We start from the raw sequence: 17,254 nt of genomic DNA on the forward strand, positions 1-17,254 counted from the left end.
GGTGGTGACGACGGAGAGCCTCGATGCGGCCCGGGAGGCGAGTGCCCGGCCCGACACAACGCTGCTCATTCCCGCCGGTGCCGACGTCCTCAGTCCCGGGGACGTCGACGGGCTGACCGCGGCCCTGCGCGAGGAGCGCAACCGGCTCGTCCTCGTCGACCCCGGCGTCAGCCTCGGCGCGTTCACCGATCGGCTCACCACCGCGGTCTCCGATTCCCCGCTGGCCGACCCCGATCCGGTGTCCGCGCCCGCGTGCCGGCTTCCCGCAGCCGTGGCGGCCGGTGACGTGAGCACTGGTGAGAACCTCTACTCTGCCGTCGAGCCCGGTGACCGGCAGATCAGCATCTGCTATCCGCAGACCGGACCCGGAATCATCGCGGACCCGAGCGACCCCGCCGGGCAGCTCGTCGTCGACGACGGCGGTGACGTCCCGCTGACGGTCCTCGGCAACGGCAGCTGGCTGAGCAACGGCGAGATCGACGAGGACGGCAACGCGGCGCTGTCCCTCTCGACGCTGTCGCAGACTCCGAACCTCGTCGTCTACTACCCGCGGGAGGGCACCGATGTCGCTCCTCCCCCGTCGACGATCGACTTCGTGCCCAGCTGGTTCCTCGCCGGCGCGGGCTGGCTCGTCCCCTGCCTCCTCGTTCTCCTCCTCGTCCTCGGGCGCCGCTTCGGACCGCTGGCCGTCGAACGCCTGCCCGTCGTCGTGCCCGCCGTCGAGACCGTCTTCGGCCGGGCGGCACTGGCTGAGCGCAGTCGCGACCGCGCCGGGGCCCTCCACGCGCTGCGCACCGCGGCGCTGCTGCGCATCGCCGGGCGTCTCGCGCTCGGTCCCGAGGTCGGCCGCGATGTCCTCCTCACTCGGATCGCCGGCGCGACAGGCCGCGACCCCACGCAGGTGACCTGGGCGTTCGTCACCGCCGCCCCCGCCACCGACCGCGAACTCACCGAGGTCGTCGACCTCATCGATGTCATCGAAAGCGAGATCCCATGACCAGCAGCCACCCCGCGCGCCCCTCGACTCCCCCGCAGGCACCGGCCGTCCCACCGGCCGAGTCTCCCGCCGACCCGCTCGCGGCGGCCTTCGCCGCGGTGCGCGGTGAGATCGGCAAGGCCGTCGTCGGCCAGGACGATGCGGTCACCGGCCTGCTGCTCGCCCTGCTGTGCCAGGGCCATGTGCTCCTCGAGGGCGTGCCCGGGGTGGCGAAGACCCTGCTCGTGCGCAGCTTCGCCACGGCCGTCGACCTCGATCACACGCGCATCCAGTTCACCCCCGACCTCATGCCCTCCGACGTCACCGGGTCGCTCGTCTTCGACGCTGCCACCTCGGACTTCGAGTTCCGCAGCGGGCCCGTCTTCACGAACGTCCTCATCGCCGATGAGATCAACCGGACGCCGCCGAAGACGCAGTCGGCGCTGCTCGAGGCGATGGAGGAGCATCAGGTCTCCGTCGGCGGCCGCTCCCGGGCTCTGCCCGAGCCCTTCATCGTCGCCGCCACGCAGAACCCCCTCGAGTACGAGGGAACCTACCCGCTGCCGGAGGCCCAGCTCGACCGGTTCCTCTTCAAGCTCGTCCTCACCCTGCCCGATCGCGACCGCGAGTTCGAGATCCTCGACCGGCACGCCCACGGCTTCGACGCCGGCCGCCTCGACGACGCGGGGCTGCGCCCCGTGCTCGACCGCGACATGATCGCCCGGGCCCGGCAGGCGGTGGCGACCGTCCACATCGCACCGGAGATCATCACGTACATCGTCGATCTCGCCCGCGCCACCCGGCAGGCGCCGTCCCTGGCACTCGGCGTCTCACCCCGCGGGGCGACGCGGATGCTCGCCGCCGCTCGCGCCCTGGCCTGGCTGGCCGGTCGTGACTACGTCACCCCCGACGATGTCAAGTTCCTCGTGCCGATGACCCTGGGCCACCGGGTCATCCTCCGTCCGGAGGCGCAGATGGACGGGCTGAACGTCGGCCAGGTCCTCGACTCGATCGTCGCGACCACCGAGGTCCCCCGCTGAATGACCTCTCGTCTGCTTCTCCTCACCCTCCTCGGGATCGTGCCGGTGATGCTCGTCCCGGGGTGGCCGAGCGCGCTCATCGTCGCCGGGGTCATCGCCGTCGTCGCCGTCGTCGACTGGCGGCTCGCCCCCGCCCCGCGCCTCATCGGCCTCCAGCGCACGCCGGGGCCGATGGTCCGCCTCGGCGAGGACACCACGGCCACACTCACCCTCGTCAACGATTCGCCCCGGCGGATCCGGCTGCACGTGCGCGACGCGTGGGCCCCGAGCGCCGGAGCCCACAGCACCCGGACCGCGCTCACCCTCGATCCCGGTGAGACGCGGGAGATCACGACCGTGTTCACTCCCCGCAGACGCGGTGCCCTCGCCGCCGATCAGGTGACGCTGCGCACGGCGACTGCCCTCGGCCTCGTCCGGCGGCAGAAGAGCGTCGACGTCCCCGCGGCGATCCGGGTCCTGCCGCCCTTCGTCTCCCGCCGGGAGCTGCCGTCGAAGGTGCAGAAGCTGCGGGAGCTCGAAGGGCGGTCGGCGGTGATGATCCGCGGCATGGGCACCGAGTTCGATTCCCTGCGCGACTACGTCGACGGCGACGACGTCCGGTCGATCGACTGGCGGGCCAGTGCCCGCGCCCAGGACCTCATCGTCAAGACATGGCGCCCGGAGCGCGATCGCCGGGTCGTCATCGTCGTCGACTCCTCCCGGCTCGCCGCCCGCCGCAGCGGTGCGGGCACGGTCTTCGACGCCGCCCTCGAATCCGCTCTCCTGCTCACGGCCCTCGCCGCCGGGGCCGGCGACCGCGTCGACGTCATCGTCGCCGATGCCCGGGTGCGCGCGACCGCCTCGAGCCACCGCTCCTCCGACCCGGTCCACGACCTCTCCGTCGCGCTCACCCCCGTCCACCCCGAGCTCTACGACGCCGACTGGGAGCAGATCGCTGCCAGCGTGCTCGCGACCTCGCGGCAGCACGCCCTCGTCGTCGTCATCACTGCCCTCGACGAGGCGACCGTGGCCGAGGAGATCCTCCCCGTCCTCCCGACGCTGATGAGCCGCCACCGCGTCGTCGTCGCCTCCGTCGCCGACCCCGACCTCGACGACCTCGCCGCCCGCCGCGGCGACGCCACCGAGGTCTACACCGCAGCCGCGGCAGCCGCCGAGCTCCTCACGGTGGAGGCCCTGCGTGCCCGGCTGCGCGGGATCGGCGTCGATTCGGTCGCAGCGACCCCCGAGCGCCTGCCCGGAGCGCTCGCCGACCTCTACATCGGGCTCAAGGCCACCGGCCGACTCTGAGCCGCACGGGCACTGCCGACCACCGCCTCGGCGCGGGACCGTCCTCTCGGCGCGGTCACCGGTCGGTGGCGACGATCGCGTAACCCGCCTCGTGGTCCTCGAGGTCCGCCGACAGCCCCGCCCGGGCTGCTCGCCTTCCGAGCGTTCCCGCGTAGACGACGATGGCGGCCGTGTAGGCGACGCCGATCGCGATCTTCAGGGCCGGCGGCAGCGGATTGGGCGTGACGAAGCCCTCGATGAGACCCGAGAGGAAGAGCATGATGACGAGTCCCCCGGCGACGACGAGGAGAGAGCGCGCCTCCCGGGCGAGCTTCGTGCGGCGCAGCTGCGGGCCGGGGATCACCCAGGCGAAGAAGAGCCGCAGGCCGGCGGCCGCGGCGAGCAGGATGCAGCTGATCTCCGGGATGCCGTGGGGAAGGATGTAGAGGAAGAAGTCGGCACCGCGGTCGAACTCGAACATCATCGCCCCGGAGAAGCCGACGTTGACGGCGTTGAGGAGCAGTCCCTGGAGGACGAAGACACCGGTGACGCCGAGGAGGACGAACTGCACGGCGATCCACGCGTTGTTCGTCCACACGCCGATGGCGAAGAAGCCGTTGGGGTTCTCCTTGTAGTACTCGACGAAGTCCTGTTCGGCGAACTGCCGCCGGTACTCGTAGTCGCCGAACGTGTCGAGGACCTCCGGGTGGGTGCCCGCCCACACCCCGGCGAGCACCGAGGCGGCGAGGAACGCGAGGGCGATGACGACGAAGTCCCAGCGCAGCCGGTAGATCGACAGCGGCAGTGCGATGGCGAAGTAGCGGGCGATGCCGGACAGACCGCCGGACGGCACCGACGAGAGGTGGTTCCGCGCCCGGTGGACGATCGCCGAGAGCCGCGCCGCCTCGAGGGAGTCCGGGGCAACCGTCATGATCTGGGAGAGGTCCTTCGACGCCGCCCGGTAGAGGTCGAGGAAGCGCTGCGACTGCGCCGGATCGAGCCGATTGCGCTTCGCGAGATCCGCGAGCTCCCGCCAGTTCTCGCCGTGCATCTCGGCCAGCAGGTTCGGATCCATGCCTCCACCCTAGACGATCGGGAACCGGTCCGAGTCTGTGCCGCAGGCGGGCGACCGCCTCGGTGTGCCAGGATGGTGGGGTGAGCACTCTCGTGACCGGTGAAGCCGTCGAACTCAGCGTCCAGCCGGCAGCGCTGGCCGCCCGGGCGCTCAGCTGCGCCATCGACTGGCTCATCTACAGCCTCGTCAACATCGGTCTGCTCATCGGCATGTTCTGGCTGCTTCTGCGGATCGTCGAGGTCAACACCCTCATCCTCGGGTCGGTGATGACGATCATGAGCATCAGCGTCTTCGTCCTCCTGCCGATGCTCGTCGAGGTGCTCACGAAGGGCCGGTCGGTCGGCAAGCTCATCCTCGGTCTGCGCATCGTCCGCGACGACGGCGGGGCGATCCGGGTGCGGCACTCCGTCATCCGCGCGCTCCTGTGGCCCTTCGAGGTGCTCGCGACCGGCGGCGGGCTCGCCGCGCTCTCCGGTCTCGTCTCACCGCAGACCAAGCGCCTCGGCGACTATCTGGCCGGGACGCTTGCGGTGAGCGAACGCACGAGCCCGCCCCCGCCGGTCACCACCCACGTCGCCCCGCAGCTCGTCCAGTGGCTGAGCGAGACCGATGTCTCCGCGGTGCCGACGGGACTGCACCGGCGCATCGTCGCGTTCCTCGCGATCGCCCCGAACCTCAGCCACGAGTCCCGGTGGCAGCGGGCCATCGAACTCGCCACGGAGCTCAATCCCCATGTCGCCCCCGCCCCGCCGGAGGGCACCCTGCCCGAGCAGTTCCTCTCCGCGATCGCCCACCGGCAGCGGGTGACCGAGGCCGCGAAGCAGCAGCGCCGAGATGCGCAGGCACGCCGGTTCCGCGCCGGCATCGACCATCTGCCGCACGGCCTGCGGATGCGTGCCGAGACCACGCCGGGCGAGCACCGCCGCTGACGAGGCTGCGCCCGCCTCAGTACCGGTAGTGATCGGGTTTGAAGGGACCGGCGACGTCGACGCCGATGTACTCGGCCTGCTCCTTCGTCAGCTCGCTCAGGCGCGCTCCGAGGGCGGGCAGATGGAGGCGGGCGACCTTCTCGTCGAGCTCCTTCGCCAGCCGGTGCACCGAGTTGTCGTAGTCGGAGTGCGCGGCCCACAGTTCGATCTGGGCGAGCACCTGGTTGCTGAACGAGGCGCTCATGACGAACGACGGGTGGCCCGTGGCATTGCCGAGGTTGAGCAGGCGGCCTTCGGAGAGGACGAGGATCTCCGTGGTCTCCCGATCGAGTCCGAGCTCGGCGGGCACGGGAACCGTCCACTGGTGGACCTGCGGTTTGATCTCGATCGTCGACACCCCGGGCAGGCGGCGCAGACCGGCGAGGTCAATCTCGTCGTCGAAGTGCCCGACGTTGCCGACGATCGCCCCGGACTTGAGCCGCTGGAGCGTCTCGACGCCGACGACCCGGGTGTTGCCGGTCGTCGTGATGACGATGTCGGCCTCGGCGGCGACATCGTCGAGGAGGGCGACCTGGTAGCCGTCCATCGTCGCCTGGAGGGCGCAGATGGGGTCGATCTCCGTGACGACGACCCGTGCCCCCTGACCGCGCAGCGCCTCGGCGGCGCCCTTGCCGACGTCGCCGTAGCCGACGATGACGGCGATCTTGCCGCCGATGAGGACGTCGGTGGCGCGGTTGAGCCCATCGGGCAGGGAATGGCGGATGCCGTAGCGGTTGTCGAACTTCGACTTCGTCACGGAGTCGTTGACGTTGATCGCGGGGAACGGCAGCTCCCCCGCCTCGGCGAGGCGGTAGAGCCGGTTGACTCCGGTCGTCGTCTCCTCGCTCACTCCGCGGATGCCGGCGGCCAGCGCGGTGAAGCGCCCGGGTGCCGCGGTCATCGCGGATTCGAGCTGGGCGAGGAACGCCTGGTACTCCTCGGGATCGTCCTCGGCTGCGCTCGGCACGCGTCCGGCCGCTTCGGCGGCCGCACCCTGAAGGACGTACATCGTCGCGTCCCCGCCGTCGTCGAGGATGAGATTGGGTCCGTCGGCGAAGTCGAAGATCCGGTCGGCGGCCCACCAGTACTCGGGCAGGGACTCGCCCTTCCACGCGAAGACGGGCACGCCCTCGGGGGCCTCGGGGGTGCCGCGACCGACGACGACGGCCGCCGCGGCCTCGTCCTGGGTCGAGAAGATGTTGCAGCTCGCCCAGCGCACCTGCGCGCCGAGGGCGACGAGCGTTTCGATGAGCACGGCCGTCTGCACCGTCATGTGGAGGCTGCCGGCGATGCGGGCACCGGCCAGCGGAGCCTGTTCCGCGTACTCCTCGCGCAGAGCCATGAGACCGGGCATCTCGCGTTCGGCGAGTCGGATCTGATGGCGACCCGCCTCGGCGAGACTGAGATCGGCGACCTGGAAGTCAGTGGGTTCGAGCACGGTGCCTCCTTGTGCGGTGGGGTGTCGGTGCGGCTGAGAGTCAGTGCGGCTGAGTGTCGGTGCGGCAGGCTCAGGCGGCCCGGCCGGAGACGATGACGGTGGCGAGGTCGGTGAGTTCGCGCACGCGCGCCTCGTCGGGCGCTTCGACGTTGAGCCGCACGAGCGGCTCGGTGTTCGACTTGCGCAGGTTGACCCACCAGTCCTCGCCCTGCACGCTGATCCCGTCGAGTTCCTCGATGCGCCCGGGACCGAAGTCGGCGGCGGCCGCGGCGAACGCGGCGAGGACGGCATCGGGATCGGCGACGGTGAAGTTGATCTCCCCCGACTGGCGGTAGGTGTCGTAGGCGGCGACGAGGCTCGAGGCCAGGCCGCCGGCGGTGGCGAGAGCGGTGATGAGGTGGCAGGCGGCGAGCATGCCCGAATCCGCGCCGTAGAACTCCTCGAAGTAGAAGTGCGCGGAGTGCTCGCACGCGAAGACCGCGTGCTCCTCGCGCATCAGGGTCTTGATCCCGGAGTGGCCGACCTTCGAGCGGATCGCGCGACCGCCGGCGGCGGCGATCGCCTCGGGGACGCTGCGGGAGGTGATGAGGTTATGGATGACCGCGGGCGTCTGGGCGCCGGCGGCCCGGGCGCGGGTGATCTCGCGTTCGGCGACGAGAGCGCCGACGGCCGAGGCCGACAGCGTCGCTCCGGTCTCGTCGATGAAGAAGCACCGGTCGGCGTCGCCGTCGAAGGCGAGCCCGAGATCGGCGCCATACTCGACGACCGCCCTCTGCACGTCGACGAGGTTCTCGGGTTTGAGGGGGTTGGCCTCATGGTTGGGAAACGTCCCGTCGAGTTCGGTGTAGAGGCCGATGACGTCGAGGTCGAGCTCGGGCAGCCCCGCGGCGGTGCCGAAGACCTCGTCGAGGAGCCGTCCGGCCATGCCGTTGCCGCAGTCGACGACGACGCGCAGACCGCGCACGCCGTCGACGTGGGTGAGCTGACGGATGCGCTGGGCATAGCTGCCCCGCATCGTCGCCGCCGCGCGCTCGTCGACGGGCACCGGGGCGGCCTCCGGCTCAGGCGCCGGGGCGTCGGGGGCGAGGTCGCGGATCCGTCCGAGTCCGGAGTCGAGGCTGACGCCGCCGGCACGGGGGCCGCAGATCTTGATCCCGTTGTAGTCGGCGGGATTGTGGCTCGCGGTGATCATCGCCCCGGGCAGGTCGAAGATCCCGGAGGCGAAGTAGAGCTGGTCGGTCGAGCAGAGGCCGAGGAGGACCGGGCGCCGACCCGCGGCGGCGACGCCCGCGGCGAAGGCCCCGGCGAATCCCGGGGAGCTCGGGCGCATGTCATGGCCGACGACGACCTCGGTGCTGCCGTGGATCTCCGCCATCGCGGTGGCCGTGGCCCAGCCGAGGGCGAAGAGGATGTCGTCGTCGAGTTCGTCGGGGATCCTCCCGCGGATGTCGTAGGCGCCGACGGCGGTGGCCAGGGCGCGGGCACGGGAGGCGGGGAGGGTCATGGGGTGTCCTTCGTGGAGATCGTCGGAGGCGCTCACGGGCCGATGATGCGCAGGTGACCGTGCTTGCGGCCCTGCCCGGAATCGGCGTCGGAGTCGGTGTCGGCGTCGACGGCGCGCGGTCCGCTCGCGCGGCCAGGTGCGGGGGTCGCCGCGGCCTCGCGCACCGCGTCGGCGATCGCGAGGAGATCGTCATGGGTGCGCTCGGGCGGTTCCTCGGACGCGCCGATGCGGATGAGCTCCCAGCCCACCGGCGGGGTGAGCCGGGCGGCGTGATCGGCGCAGAGGTCGTGGGCGCCGGGTTCGGCGCGGCGGGCGAGGGGACCGACGACGACACACGCGTCCGCATGCACATAGGTCATGGTCGCGGAGGCGCTGCGCGAGCAGCTGACTTTCGAGCACGTTCGCAAGGCTGACACAGTCGTTCACTTTACACGCTGTCACTGGCCGTTCCCCGGTGGCCGGGCCGAGCGGCCGACGAGTTCTGCGGGTTTCCTCCGCGGACGGGCAGGGGTCTCGGTAGAATCATCGACCATGAGCTTCAGACGCCGCCGGGACCGGCACGGACGGGGCCTGAGGTCCCCCCTCTTCCGCGCGAATGTCCCCGCGCGCGCGACCCGGGCGGAGTCCTTCGCGCGGGTCGCCGCCGAGGAGTTCGCCCGGCACCGTGAGCAGGAGCCCGATCTCCTCGCCGAGGTGGTCCTCGCCATCGATGTCGTCCCCCCGCCGGGGTCGACGGAGCCGAGCTTCGGTCGGGTGTTCCCCGCGACCCCGCAGCGCCGCACGCACATCGTGCTCTATCGTCGGCCCATCGAATACCACAGCCTCGGCGGGACACGGGAGACCCTCATCGCCGAGGTGATCGCCGACCAGGTCGCGCTGCTGCGCGGCGCGCAGGGCTGAACGACACAGCCGGCCTGCGGCCGAGCCGGCTCCTCAGTCGAGTCGGATGTCGCGGTAGGCGACGCCGGCCGGGGCCGGCGCGGGCATGACTGCCGACAGCCCGCTGTCCGAGGTCACGACGAGGCTCGCATGGACGCCGTCGGCCTGTGACCCGGCAGCGCCCTGTCCGCTGATGACGAGGGCGCGCACCGCTTCGGAGGAGATCTCGGCCGGAGCCAGGGTCGTCGTCGCGGTCGGGTTGAGGTCGACGGTGCGCGGGTCGGTCAGGGAGCCGTCGTCGAGCATGCCGCTGACCTGCACCTGCCCCTGCCCCGGGGAGAGGAAGAGCTGTGCGGTCCCGGTCCGCGGCAGGGCCATGAGCTGTGCGTCGGCGAGGCCTTCGGTGGCGGTGATCGTCGCGAAGTCGCCGGCTCCCCCGTCGGGATTCGTCGCCACGGATGCCGAGGCCTGGACGGGCTGGTCGGACTGGAGGACGAGGCTCGTGGCCGTGAGCTCGCCGAGGTCGGCCTCGGCGACGCCCCCGGCGACGACGGTGAGCGCCGAACGGGGGATGTCGACCTCCCCGTCGGGACCGTAGGCCTTGAGGGCCACCTCGGCGAGATCGTCACCGGGGTTGGCCACGCGCACGCGCACGCTCCTGCCGTCGAGTCCCGTGAGGACCTGCTGGTTCGCGGCCGGTGCCCCCGGCGCGGCGAGGTCGATGCCCTGCGGGGTGAGCCCGTCGAGCTTCGTCTCCTGGATCGAGCCGGCGAGGACTCCCCCGTCGACGGAGACGTCGACGGCGAGTTCGGGGGCGCCCGCGGCGAGTCCGGCCAGGCGGACGGCCCGCTGGGAGCCGGCCCGGATGCTCAGCTCGGTCGGTTCACCCCGCGATCCCGAGGGGGTCATCACCTGGACCTGGGCCTGGACGGGCACGCTGCCGGGGTTGCTCAGCAGCAGCTGCGAGTTCGATCCCGCCTCACCCGATCCGGCGACGATCCGGAAGTTCGCCGCGGGTGCCGCGCATGTGAGGGTGGCGAGCCCCGTGAGGTCCCCGGAGGTGCCTTCGACGGTCTGGAGCGCCGTGGTCAGGGCGGGGGCTCCGGGACGGGCGAAGCCGGTGACGATCTTCGTGTTCTCGACCGCATCGTCGCCGGAGACGAAACCTCCTGAAGCGGGGTTGTCGAAGTCCGGGGACCCGCCGAGGGTGGCGACCTGGAGACGCGAGGCGCTCACGGAGCCGTCGGCGGCACTGATCGGGGCGGTCGCGGAGACGACGCGGGTGCTGACGTTCGAATCGTCGACGAACTCGGCGTCGGTGCCCTCGGCGGCCTGATCGGTGAGCAGCGGTCCCGGGCAGATCACCTGGGTGTCTGCGGTCGGCATGCGCACCTGTTCGGGGCTGCGACTGAGCGTGCCCGCCGGCAGCGGGGTGAGGAACGACGTCGTGGCGATGAGGATGCCGGGAACGGCAATCGCTGCGAATGTCACGGTGCTGCGGCCGAGCCTCATGCTCTCTCCTCCGACTTGTCCGTTGCGGCACCGTCAGCCGACGAGCCGTCCAGTGGTGCCCTGTCGTCAGCGGGGGTGCCTTCAGTGGCGGTGTCGTCAGGGGCGGTGCGCTGCGCCGCGGTCTCGGATTCCCCTCGTGGGGTCGCCGGCTCGGCCCGCCGCATGGCACGGTTCGGGCCGGGGCGGCGGCTGCCGATGGGCAGGGCGACGATGAGGCAGAGGAGACCGAGCACCCAGCCGGCGATGACCCCGGCCGCCATCAGCGGTGACGCATCGTCGAGTTCGACGGTGCCGCCCGCGGCCGGCAGGGTGAACTGCTCATCCCACGCCTGATCCGGTTCGGCCGGGCGCGGGAGGTCCTCTCCGTCGATGCTCGCGGTCGTCCCGTGTGCGGCCTCGGCGACGACGAGCGTGCGCCCGTCCGCGCCGGGCGCGATGTCGATCGTCTCCCCGGAGCGCGGTGCCGTCGACAGCGTGCCGTCGGGTTCGCGGACGAGGAAGCGGCCGCTGTAGGGCTTGTCGACGTTCCAGAGCACACCCGCATCCGTCGGTCCGACCTCGACGAGGCCGGTCGCTGCGGCCACGGAGGAGCGCAGCGCGGCGTCGTCCTCGTCGACGAGGACGAAATCGACGCCGAGGCGGCCGAGCAGCTCGCGGACGTCGCCGGCGTCGTCGGCCGACAGCGCGGCCGCGGCCTGGGCGACGAGGACCTCGTCCTCGCCGATGGGCAGCGGTCGCCGCTGCCACGGCGGACCGCCGACCGCCTCGGCGGAGGCCACGGTCGAGGTGCCGATGACGGTGCCGTCAGCGGTCGAGAGCAGGGTGGCGAGCACGTCGCCGTCGACGGCGTCGAGGCGCAGCGTGCGGGCCTCCGTGGGTCCGGCGGCCCGGTCGGCGGCGAGGGCGGGAACAGTGCCGTCCTCCGTCGTCGACACCGCCTCGGAGGCAGGACCGGTGCCGAGCACGGCGAGGCCGACGGCGGCGACGGCGACGAGGCCGGTGAGCACGCGCAGGGGAACCCGGGAGACTCTGCGCGGGGCCGCGGTGAGGCGGTCGGCGCCGAGGACGAGGAGCGCGATCGCACCGATGCTCGTCAGCGTCACTCCGGCCGCCGGGTACGACCCGATGAGCGCGAACGGGCCGACCTGGGCGGGCAGGTGCGCCTGGATGATCGAGACGACGAGGCCGGTGAGGTAGAGCCCGACCGCCCAGGTGAGCACCGTGAGCGGGATCCTGGCCTCGATGAGGGTGAGGAAGGCGAGCAGGAGCATCGGCAGGACGATGACGAGCGCCCACAGCTGGCTGACGCCGGTCACCCCGAGCGGTTCGAGCAGTCCTGTCAGCCACGTGGGATCGAGCGGGGCGGGGAACCCGACAGCGAGGAGATACGTCGGAGCGGTGCCCGGCGACAGCGTCTGACCGGGCATGACGAACAGGGTGCCGGGGTGGGTGACGACCCCGGCGAGCCACGGCCACGTGAGCACAAGGGTCGGGGCGAGCAGCCAGAGATGACGCAGACCCCGCCGGCGGACCACGAGGGCGATCGTGAGGACGAGGCCGACCACGAGCATGAGCGGGACGCCGGCGATGATGACGACGAGGAGCAGCCCGGCCGCCGCGGCCGCCGAGACCGAGCCGGTGCGGAGGCTGCGGGTGAGCGCGATGATGAACAGCGGTGCGGCGATCCACACGAGGATGACGCCGAGGCGGCCGGTCGAGAGCCCCATGACGAAGAGCGGGGCGACGAGCCACAGGAGACCGGCGAAACCGCGGACCCACTTGCCGGACACGAGGATGCCGGCGCACGCGTACGCGGCGATCGCCGCCGCGATCGGGGCGGCGAGGATGAGGACGCGGACCGCGACGTCGAGGTTGCCGAGGAACGGCAGACCGAGCACCGCGAGGACGAGCTGGAGCGGATCGGCCGGGGCGTCGATGCCCGTGCCGGCGTCGAGGAAGCCGCCGAGGAGCCGCGTGACGAGCTCCCCGTAGCCGATGTCGGTCGACCCCAGCGCACCCCCGACGAGGTGTCCGGGACCGACGAGCCGGTGCGAGACGAGGCCGCTGAGCAGACCGGAGGCGAGGATGAGGAGGAAGAGCGGGTGCGTGAAGATGCCGGCGCCGCCGCTGACCTCGAGGCGGGAGAACGAGTCGATGGCCTCCTCGGTGTCACCGACCTGATTGAGGTCGGCCTCGTCGAGGGAGTCGTGGTCGCCGTCGCCGGAGCCGGTCCCGGCGCCGCGCGCGGCCATGCTGCGCCGGTGGACGGCGAGTTCCTCGGGGTCGGCGAAGAGCGAGTCGAGGTGCGCGGTGTTCGCGCGCTTCGCGAGCCGGCCGCGTTTCGCGTTGGCCCGGCGCAGGCGGGCGGTCGCGCGGACGTCGGCGGGCAGGCCGACAAGCGCGGCGAAGCGCCAGCCGGCGGTGCGGACGTCATTGCCGAGCAGGGAGAGCAGCCCGGAACCGAGCTGGGTCGCGGCCAGGGTGATGAGCAGTGGGACGAGGCCGGGCCGGGCGAGGCTGAGCCGGTAGCGCTGTTCGGTGCGCACCTGGCCGCGCGAGGACGGGGGCTTGGCCGAGGTGCCGAGCTGAGCCGCCTCGGCCGACGAGATGTCGAGTCGAGCGCCGGGGGCGAGTGCCACCCGCCGTCCGAGGTCGCGGAGGCGACGGGAGTATTCGATGCCGCGGTAGGCCGGGCCGAGTCCGCGGCTGGGAGCGCCGATGCGATCGAGGTCGCCGGTGGCGATGAGCATGCCGGGCAGGTCGAGCGCGAGCGTCTCGGATTCCCCGTCCCGCTGTCCCTGGTCGAGCTCTCCCGACCCCACAGGATTGACGCGCACCCCCGCCGAGGTGGTCGTCACCCCGGCGGAGACGATCCGCTCGCCGCTGAAGAGCTTCGGCCCGACCGCGGCGACCGAGTCCGCGGCGCTCATCGCATCGAGGAGCTCGTCGAGGCACCCGGGCGCGGGACGGGAGTCGGGTGTGAGGAACCACAGGTAGTCGCTGCCGGCGACGGCCGGCAGGGCCAGCGCCTCGGAGACGGCAAGGCCCCCGAGATCGACGACGGGGATCTCGGGGTGGATCCTGCCCAGGGTGGTTTCGAGCTCGGCCTTGCGGGAGTCGTCGCCGGAGATGACGACGACCGTGACGGCAGGTCTCACACGACTCGCTTCTTGAGTCGACGGCGTTCGCGCTCGGACATGCCGCCCCAGATCCCGAACCGCTCGTCGTTGGCCAGCGCGTAGTCGAGGCATTCGGAGCGCACCTCGCAGGACTCGCAGACGCGTTTGGCCTCGCGGGTCGATCCGCCCTTCTCCGGGAAGAACGCCTCAGGGTCGGTCTGGGCGCACAGCGCCTGGTCCTGCCACGACAGTTCGCCGTCTTCGGCGGCGCCGAGGAGGAGCGAGAGCGGCGACACTGCCGCATCGTCGACGGGCAGCGGTGTGAGGTCGTTCGGATCGATCGCCAATGGGTCCGGCAGCGTGTCCGGTGTGCGGGCGCCGGGTTCGACGAACCAGTCGCCGGCGCTGCGGGAGGTCACCCCCGGTACGGAGACGAACTCCTCGTCTTCCAGTCTCTTGCTCTGTGCGCTCTGCACGGTTCTCCCCTTTCTCACGCTCAGCGTGTTGTGCCATGCGAATCCGAGAATTCGTGCTAAGCGCGTTCCCCTTAGGTATAAATTACACGCGTGTCATTACCGCTGAGTCAAGCCCTCGTGCAGTATCCAAGCGGGGAGAAACCGCGTATTCGAACACACCTTCACATACACACGCGCCGCGAACACAAGATATGGTGACCGGCATGCGCACCTGCCACAATCCATGGTGCCCACCTGATGGGATCGTGAGAATTTCGGATTCGTTCGGCTGTGATGGGAATATGGAGGAATGAGCCAGGGTGACGGTCCGCGAGCAGGCATGAACGACAGACTGCTGACCGTCTACGCGCCTCCCCTCGATGAGGACATCCGGCCCGGTTCGGACCTCGCGGGCATCCTCATCACCAGTCTGCGGCGCAACCGCATCGATCTCAAGGACGGCGACATCCTCGTCATCGCCTCGAAGGTCGTGTCGAAGGCCGACGGACGCCTGACCTCGGTGGCCGATCGGGCCGAGTTCGAAGACCTCGTCCGAGCGTCCTCGACCCACCTCGTGGCCGAACGCAGCTATGCCTCGGGAACGACGGTCCAGGTCGTGCGGACTCAGGCCGGCACGGTGCAGGCCGCGGCCGGTCTCGACCAGTCGAACTCCGGAGGCGACGTCGTCCTCCACCCCACCGACGCCGACCGGTCCGCCGCCCGGCTGCGCGCCCGGGTCGAGGAGGCCTTCGCAGTGCGCATCGGCGTCGTCGTCTCCGATACGACCTCGCGGCCGTGGCGGGTCGGGGTCGGCGACATCGCGCTCGGCCTCTCCGGGTTCTCCGGCCTCGACGATCAGCGCGGACTGCCCGACGACGACGGGCGCGTGCAGACGGTGACCGTGCGGGCCGTCGGCGATGAGATCGCCGCCGCCGCCGACCTCGTCAAGGGGGCCGCCCGCGGTCTGCCGATGGCGCTGATCCGCGGTGCCGGCGGTTACCTCGACAACGGTGGCGATGGAGCGAAGGCGCTGTGCCGGGACCTCGGTGAGGACTGGTTCCGCTTCGGACACGTCGAGGCGATCCAGCGCGGGCTCGGCGTCGACTCCGTGCCCGGCCGTGCTCCTGCCGGGGACGGGGGCGACGACATCCTCGAGCGCGTCTCCCGAGCGATCCGCGTCGTCCGCGGCGGCAACGCGCGCACCCCCGGTCATGCGGCCTGGCGGATGCGCATCGAGGGGTCCGGCTCGCGGATCATCATGAGCCCCTCGACCTCCCCGGCGACGACCCAGGCCGACGGACCGCCGATCCTCGAGGCGATGGTCGGCCTCGGCTCCCTCGTCGAGCGCATGCACACCGCGCTCTTCGCCGAGGATCTCTCCGCGACGACGAAGTGGCACTGGGCCGAGGGGGATCTCGGCAGCTTCCCGCGCGGAGTGACGATCGACATCGGTCTCCTCTCCCCCGACAGCACGCACTGATCCCCCGACAGCACACGCTGAGAAAGCAGGACCCATGGATCTCACCCGCCTCGCTCGCACCGGCGGCCCGGTGCTCTTCTGGCGCGGGCCCAACTTCGACACCCTCGACCTCACCGGCCCGGTCATCGCGAACTGGGTGAATAAGGGAGTCGGTCTCTTCGGCGACTACGATCTCGGCCCCGACTTCACCCTCTTCGTCCCGCTGCCCGGCGGTCTCCACTGGCGCGAGCTCGTCGCGATCCTCAGCGTCCTCCTCGCCGGTGGCCGTGTCGTCCTCGGCGCGCAGGGTGGTGCCGGGGGCGAGCAGTCGGCCGTTCCGGACGGGGACTTCCACGCGCTCGTCCCGCTCGGGTTCGAATCGGACCCGGCGATCGCCTCGGCGGAGGAGATCTTCGTCTTCAATCCCCCCGCCCTGGCGCTGAGCACTCCGGTCGATGCCGATTTCATCGACGTCAACTCCGCGATCCGCGCGTATCCCGACGTCACCCCGCGCCGCCTCGACGGCTCGGGCACCCTCGCGGTCCTCGGGCCCGCGGGGACGACGGAGATCCCGTGGACTGCGGAGATGCCTGCTGGTCGCCCGGCGGGGATCCTCGTCTCCCACTCGACCCCGCACGAGGACCAGTGGCCGGACCTGCTCGGCCACCTCCTCGGCGGCGGTGAGACCGTGCTCGGCACGGGAGTCGATGAGGCTCGCATCGCGGACCTCGCACGGGAGCTCGGTGAGGTCCGTGGCAGACTGGGGACATGGACAAAGTAGTTGATACGCCCGCAGAAGCGGTGGCCGATATTGCCAATGGATCGTCGATCGCCGTGGGCGGATTCGGGGTCGTCGGAGTCCCCGAATTCCTCATCCGCGCGATCAGGGAACAGGGGACGACAGACCTCGAGGTGATCTCGAACAACGCGGGCGTCGACGGCCGCGGGCTCGGGGTGCTGCTCGCCGACCATCGGATCCGGCGGATCATCGCGTCCTATGTCGGGGAGAACAAGGAGTTCGCCCGGCAGTACCTCTCCGGTGAGCTCGAGGTCGAGCTCACCCCGCAGGGCACGCTCGCAGAGAAGCTGCGCGCCGGCGGTGCGGGCATTCCCGCGTTCTACACGATCACCGGCGCGGGCACCCAGGTCGCCGAGGGCGGCATGCCGTGGAAGTACGACGCGGACGGCAATGTCATCAAGGAGTCCCCGGCGAAGGACACCCGGGTCTTCGACACCTTCGGCGAGGAGAAGACCTACGTCCTCGAGGAGTCGCTCGCCCCCGACTACGCCCTCGTCCGCGCCGCCGTCGGCGACCGCGACGGCAATCTCGTCTTCCACTCCTCGGCCCGCAACTTCAATCCCCCGGCCGCGCAGGCCGGTCGGATCACGATCGCCGAGGTCGAGAAGCTCGTCGAACCCGGTGACATCGATCCCGACGAGGTGCACCTGCCCGGTGTCTTCGTCCACCGTGTCGTCCCGCTGACGGCGGAGCAGATCGCCGACAAGCCGATCGAGAAGCGCACCCTCCGCCCGACCCCGACCGCCGCGAACGCCTGAGGAGAG

At 71.3% G+C, this 17,254-nt stretch carries 15 protein-coding genes; 8 read left to right on the top strand and 7 right to left on the bottom strand.

All coding sequences use genetic code 11. The features are described 5' to 3' along the window. The 3 genes from FFS20_RS17825 to FFS20_RS01245 form a co-directional block, all read left to right on the top strand. A partial coding sequence (locus tag FFS20_RS17825) for a DUF4350 domain-containing protein (protein ID WP_171006941.1) occupies positions 1–997 on the top strand: 997 nt, incomplete at its 5' end. Beyond that, positions 994–2,016: a MoxR family ATPase gene (locus tag FFS20_RS01240; RefSeq protein WP_137824128.1), complete on the top strand. Its 1,023-nt coding sequence runs from the start codon at positions 994–996 to the stop codon at positions 2,014–2,016. The genes FFS20_RS17825 and FFS20_RS01240, both read left to right, overlap by 4 nt. After that, the gene (locus tag FFS20_RS01245; protein ID WP_137824129.1) at positions 2,017–3,303 is read left to right on the top strand and encodes a DUF58 domain-containing protein; all 1,287 of its coding nucleotides are present in this window, start codon (positions 2,017–2,019) and stop codon (positions 3,301–3,303) included. A 55-nt stretch (positions 3,304–3,358) separates the two neighbouring features. Here FFS20_RS01245 and FFS20_RS01250 read toward each other — a convergent pair whose 3' ends face one another. Continuing rightward, the gene (locus tag FFS20_RS01250; RefSeq protein ID WP_137824130.1) at positions 3,359–4,357 is read right to left on the bottom strand and encodes a stage II sporulation protein M; all 999 of its coding nucleotides are present in this window, start codon (positions 4,355–4,357) and stop codon (positions 3,359–3,361) included. Positions 4,358–4,437: 80 nt separating this feature from the next. On the opposite strand from FFS20_RS01250, the gene FFS20_RS01255 reads away from it, so the two are divergent. Next, positions 4,438–5,286 carry an RDD family protein gene (locus FFS20_RS01255; protein ID WP_137824131.1) on the top strand — a complete coding sequence of 283 codons (849 nt, stop codon included), beginning with the start codon at positions 4,438–4,440 and terminating at the stop codon, positions 5,284–5,286. Positions 5,287–5,302: 16 nt separating this feature from the next. Here the strand turns inward: FFS20_RS01255 and ahcY are convergent, their stop codons facing one another. The 3 genes from ahcY to FFS20_RS01270 form a co-directional block, all read right to left on the bottom strand. Next, the gene (ahcY, locus tag FFS20_RS01260; RefSeq protein WP_137824132.1) at positions 5,303–6,763 is read right to left on the bottom strand and encodes an adenosylhomocysteinase; all 1,461 of its coding nucleotides are present in this window, start codon (positions 6,761–6,763) and stop codon (positions 5,303–5,305) included. Between the two features lie 70 nt (positions 6,764–6,833). After that, positions 6,834–8,267 (bottom strand): phosphomannomutase/phosphoglucomutase, encoded by a 1,434-nt coding sequence (manB, locus tag FFS20_RS01265; protein WP_137824133.1) that lies wholly within the window; start codon positions 8,265–8,267, stop codon positions 6,834–6,836. 32 nt (positions 8,268–8,299) lie between these two features. Then, on the bottom strand, positions 8,300–8,683 hold the full coding sequence (locus FFS20_RS01270; RefSeq protein ID WP_137824134.1) for a DUF3499 domain-containing protein: 384 nt from the start codon (positions 8,681–8,683) through the stop codon (positions 8,300–8,302). Positions 8,684–8,798: 115 nt separating this feature from the next. Here FFS20_RS01270 and FFS20_RS01275 point away from each other — a divergent pair, with 115 nt between their 5' ends. After that, positions 8,799–9,167 carry a metallopeptidase family protein gene (locus FFS20_RS01275; protein WP_137824135.1) on the top strand — a complete coding sequence of 123 codons (369 nt, stop codon included), beginning with the start codon at positions 8,799–8,801 and terminating at the stop codon, positions 9,165–9,167. Positions 9,168–9,200: 33 nt separating this feature from the next. Here FFS20_RS01275 and FFS20_RS01280 read toward each other — a convergent pair whose 3' ends face one another. From FFS20_RS01280 to FFS20_RS18510, 3 genes are read right to left on the bottom strand one after another with little or no spacing between them, the layout of a single operon-like run. Beyond that, positions 9,201–10,658, bottom strand: a complete 1,458-nt coding sequence (locus FFS20_RS01280) for a DUF5719 family protein (RefSeq protein ID WP_137824136.1) — start codon at positions 10,656–10,658, stop codon at positions 9,201–9,203. Beyond that, positions 10,655–13,816: a glycosyl transferase gene (locus FFS20_RS01285; RefSeq protein ID WP_181365671.1), complete on the bottom strand. Its 3,162-nt coding sequence runs from the start codon at positions 13,814–13,816 to the stop codon at positions 10,655–10,657. Before FFS20_RS01285 ends, FFS20_RS01280 begins: the two co-directional genes overlap by 4 nt. Next, positions 13,813–14,073: a WhiB family transcriptional regulator gene (locus tag FFS20_RS18510; protein WP_332839545.1), complete on the bottom strand. Its 261-nt coding sequence runs from the start codon at positions 14,071–14,073 to the stop codon at positions 13,813–13,815. Before FFS20_RS18510 ends, FFS20_RS01285 begins: the two co-directional genes overlap by 4 nt. A 499-nt stretch (positions 14,074–14,572) precedes the next feature. Between FFS20_RS18510 and FFS20_RS01295 the strand changes: the two genes are divergently transcribed. From FFS20_RS01295 to FFS20_RS01305, 3 genes are read left to right on the top strand one after another with little or no spacing between them, the layout of a single operon-like run. Then, positions 14,573–15,712, top strand: a complete 1,140-nt coding sequence (locus FFS20_RS01295; RefSeq protein ID WP_249356379.1) for a coenzyme F420-0:L-glutamate ligase — start codon at positions 14,573–14,575, stop codon at positions 15,710–15,712. A gap of 34 nt (positions 15,713–15,746) precedes the next feature. After that, positions 15,747–16,472 carry a hypothetical protein gene (locus FFS20_RS01300; RefSeq protein WP_137824138.1) on the top strand — a complete coding sequence of 242 codons (726 nt, stop codon included), beginning with the start codon at positions 15,747–15,749 and terminating at the stop codon, positions 16,470–16,472. Next, complete coding sequence (locus tag FFS20_RS01305) at positions 16,460–17,248, top strand: CoA transferase subunit A (protein ID WP_137824139.1); 789 nt, start codon at positions 16,460–16,462, stop codon at positions 17,246–17,248. Before FFS20_RS01300 ends, FFS20_RS01305 begins: the two co-directional genes overlap by 13 nt. Positions 17,249–17,254: the final 6 nt, after the last annotated feature.

Source organism: Brevibacterium sp. 2SA (assembly GCF_005502845.1).
Classification (GTDB): domain Bacteria; phylum Actinomycetota; class Actinomycetes; order Actinomycetales; family Brevibacteriaceae; genus Brevibacterium.

Bases quoted from the DNA above. Each gene is read 5' to 3' on its own strand.
- FFS20_RS01240 (WP_137824128.1), top strand. From the start codon at position 994: ATGACCAGCAGCCACCCCGCGCGCCCCTCGACTCCCCCGCAGGCACCG.
- FFS20_RS01245 (WP_137824129.1), top strand. From the start codon at position 2,017: ATGACCTCTCGTCTGCTTCTCCTCACCCTCCTCGGGATCGTGCCGGTG.
- FFS20_RS01250 (WP_137824130.1), bottom strand. From the start codon at position 4,357: ATGGATCCGAACCTGCTGGCCGAGATGCACGGCGAGAACTGGCGGGAG.
- manB (WP_137824133.1), bottom strand. From the start codon at position 8,267: ATGACCCTCCCCGCCTCCCGTGCCCGCGCCCTGGCCACCGCCGTCGGC.
- FFS20_RS01275 (WP_137824135.1), top strand. From the start codon at position 8,799: ATGAGCTTCAGACGCCGCCGGGACCGGCACGGACGGGGCCTGAGGTCC.
- FFS20_RS01280 (WP_137824136.1), bottom strand. From the start codon at position 10,658: ATGAGGCTCGGCCGCAGCACCGTGACATTCGCAGCGATTGCCGTTCCC.
- FFS20_RS01295 (WP_249356379.1), top strand. From the start codon at position 14,573: ATGAACGACAGACTGCTGACCGTCTACGCGCCTCCCCTCGATGAGGAC.
- FFS20_RS01300 (WP_137824138.1), top strand. From the start codon at position 15,747: ATGGATCTCACCCGCCTCGCTCGCACCGGCGGCCCGGTGCTCTTCTGG.
- FFS20_RS01305 (WP_137824139.1), top strand. From the start codon at position 16,460: ATGGACAAAGTAGTTGATACGCCCGCAGAAGCGGTGGCCGATATTGCC.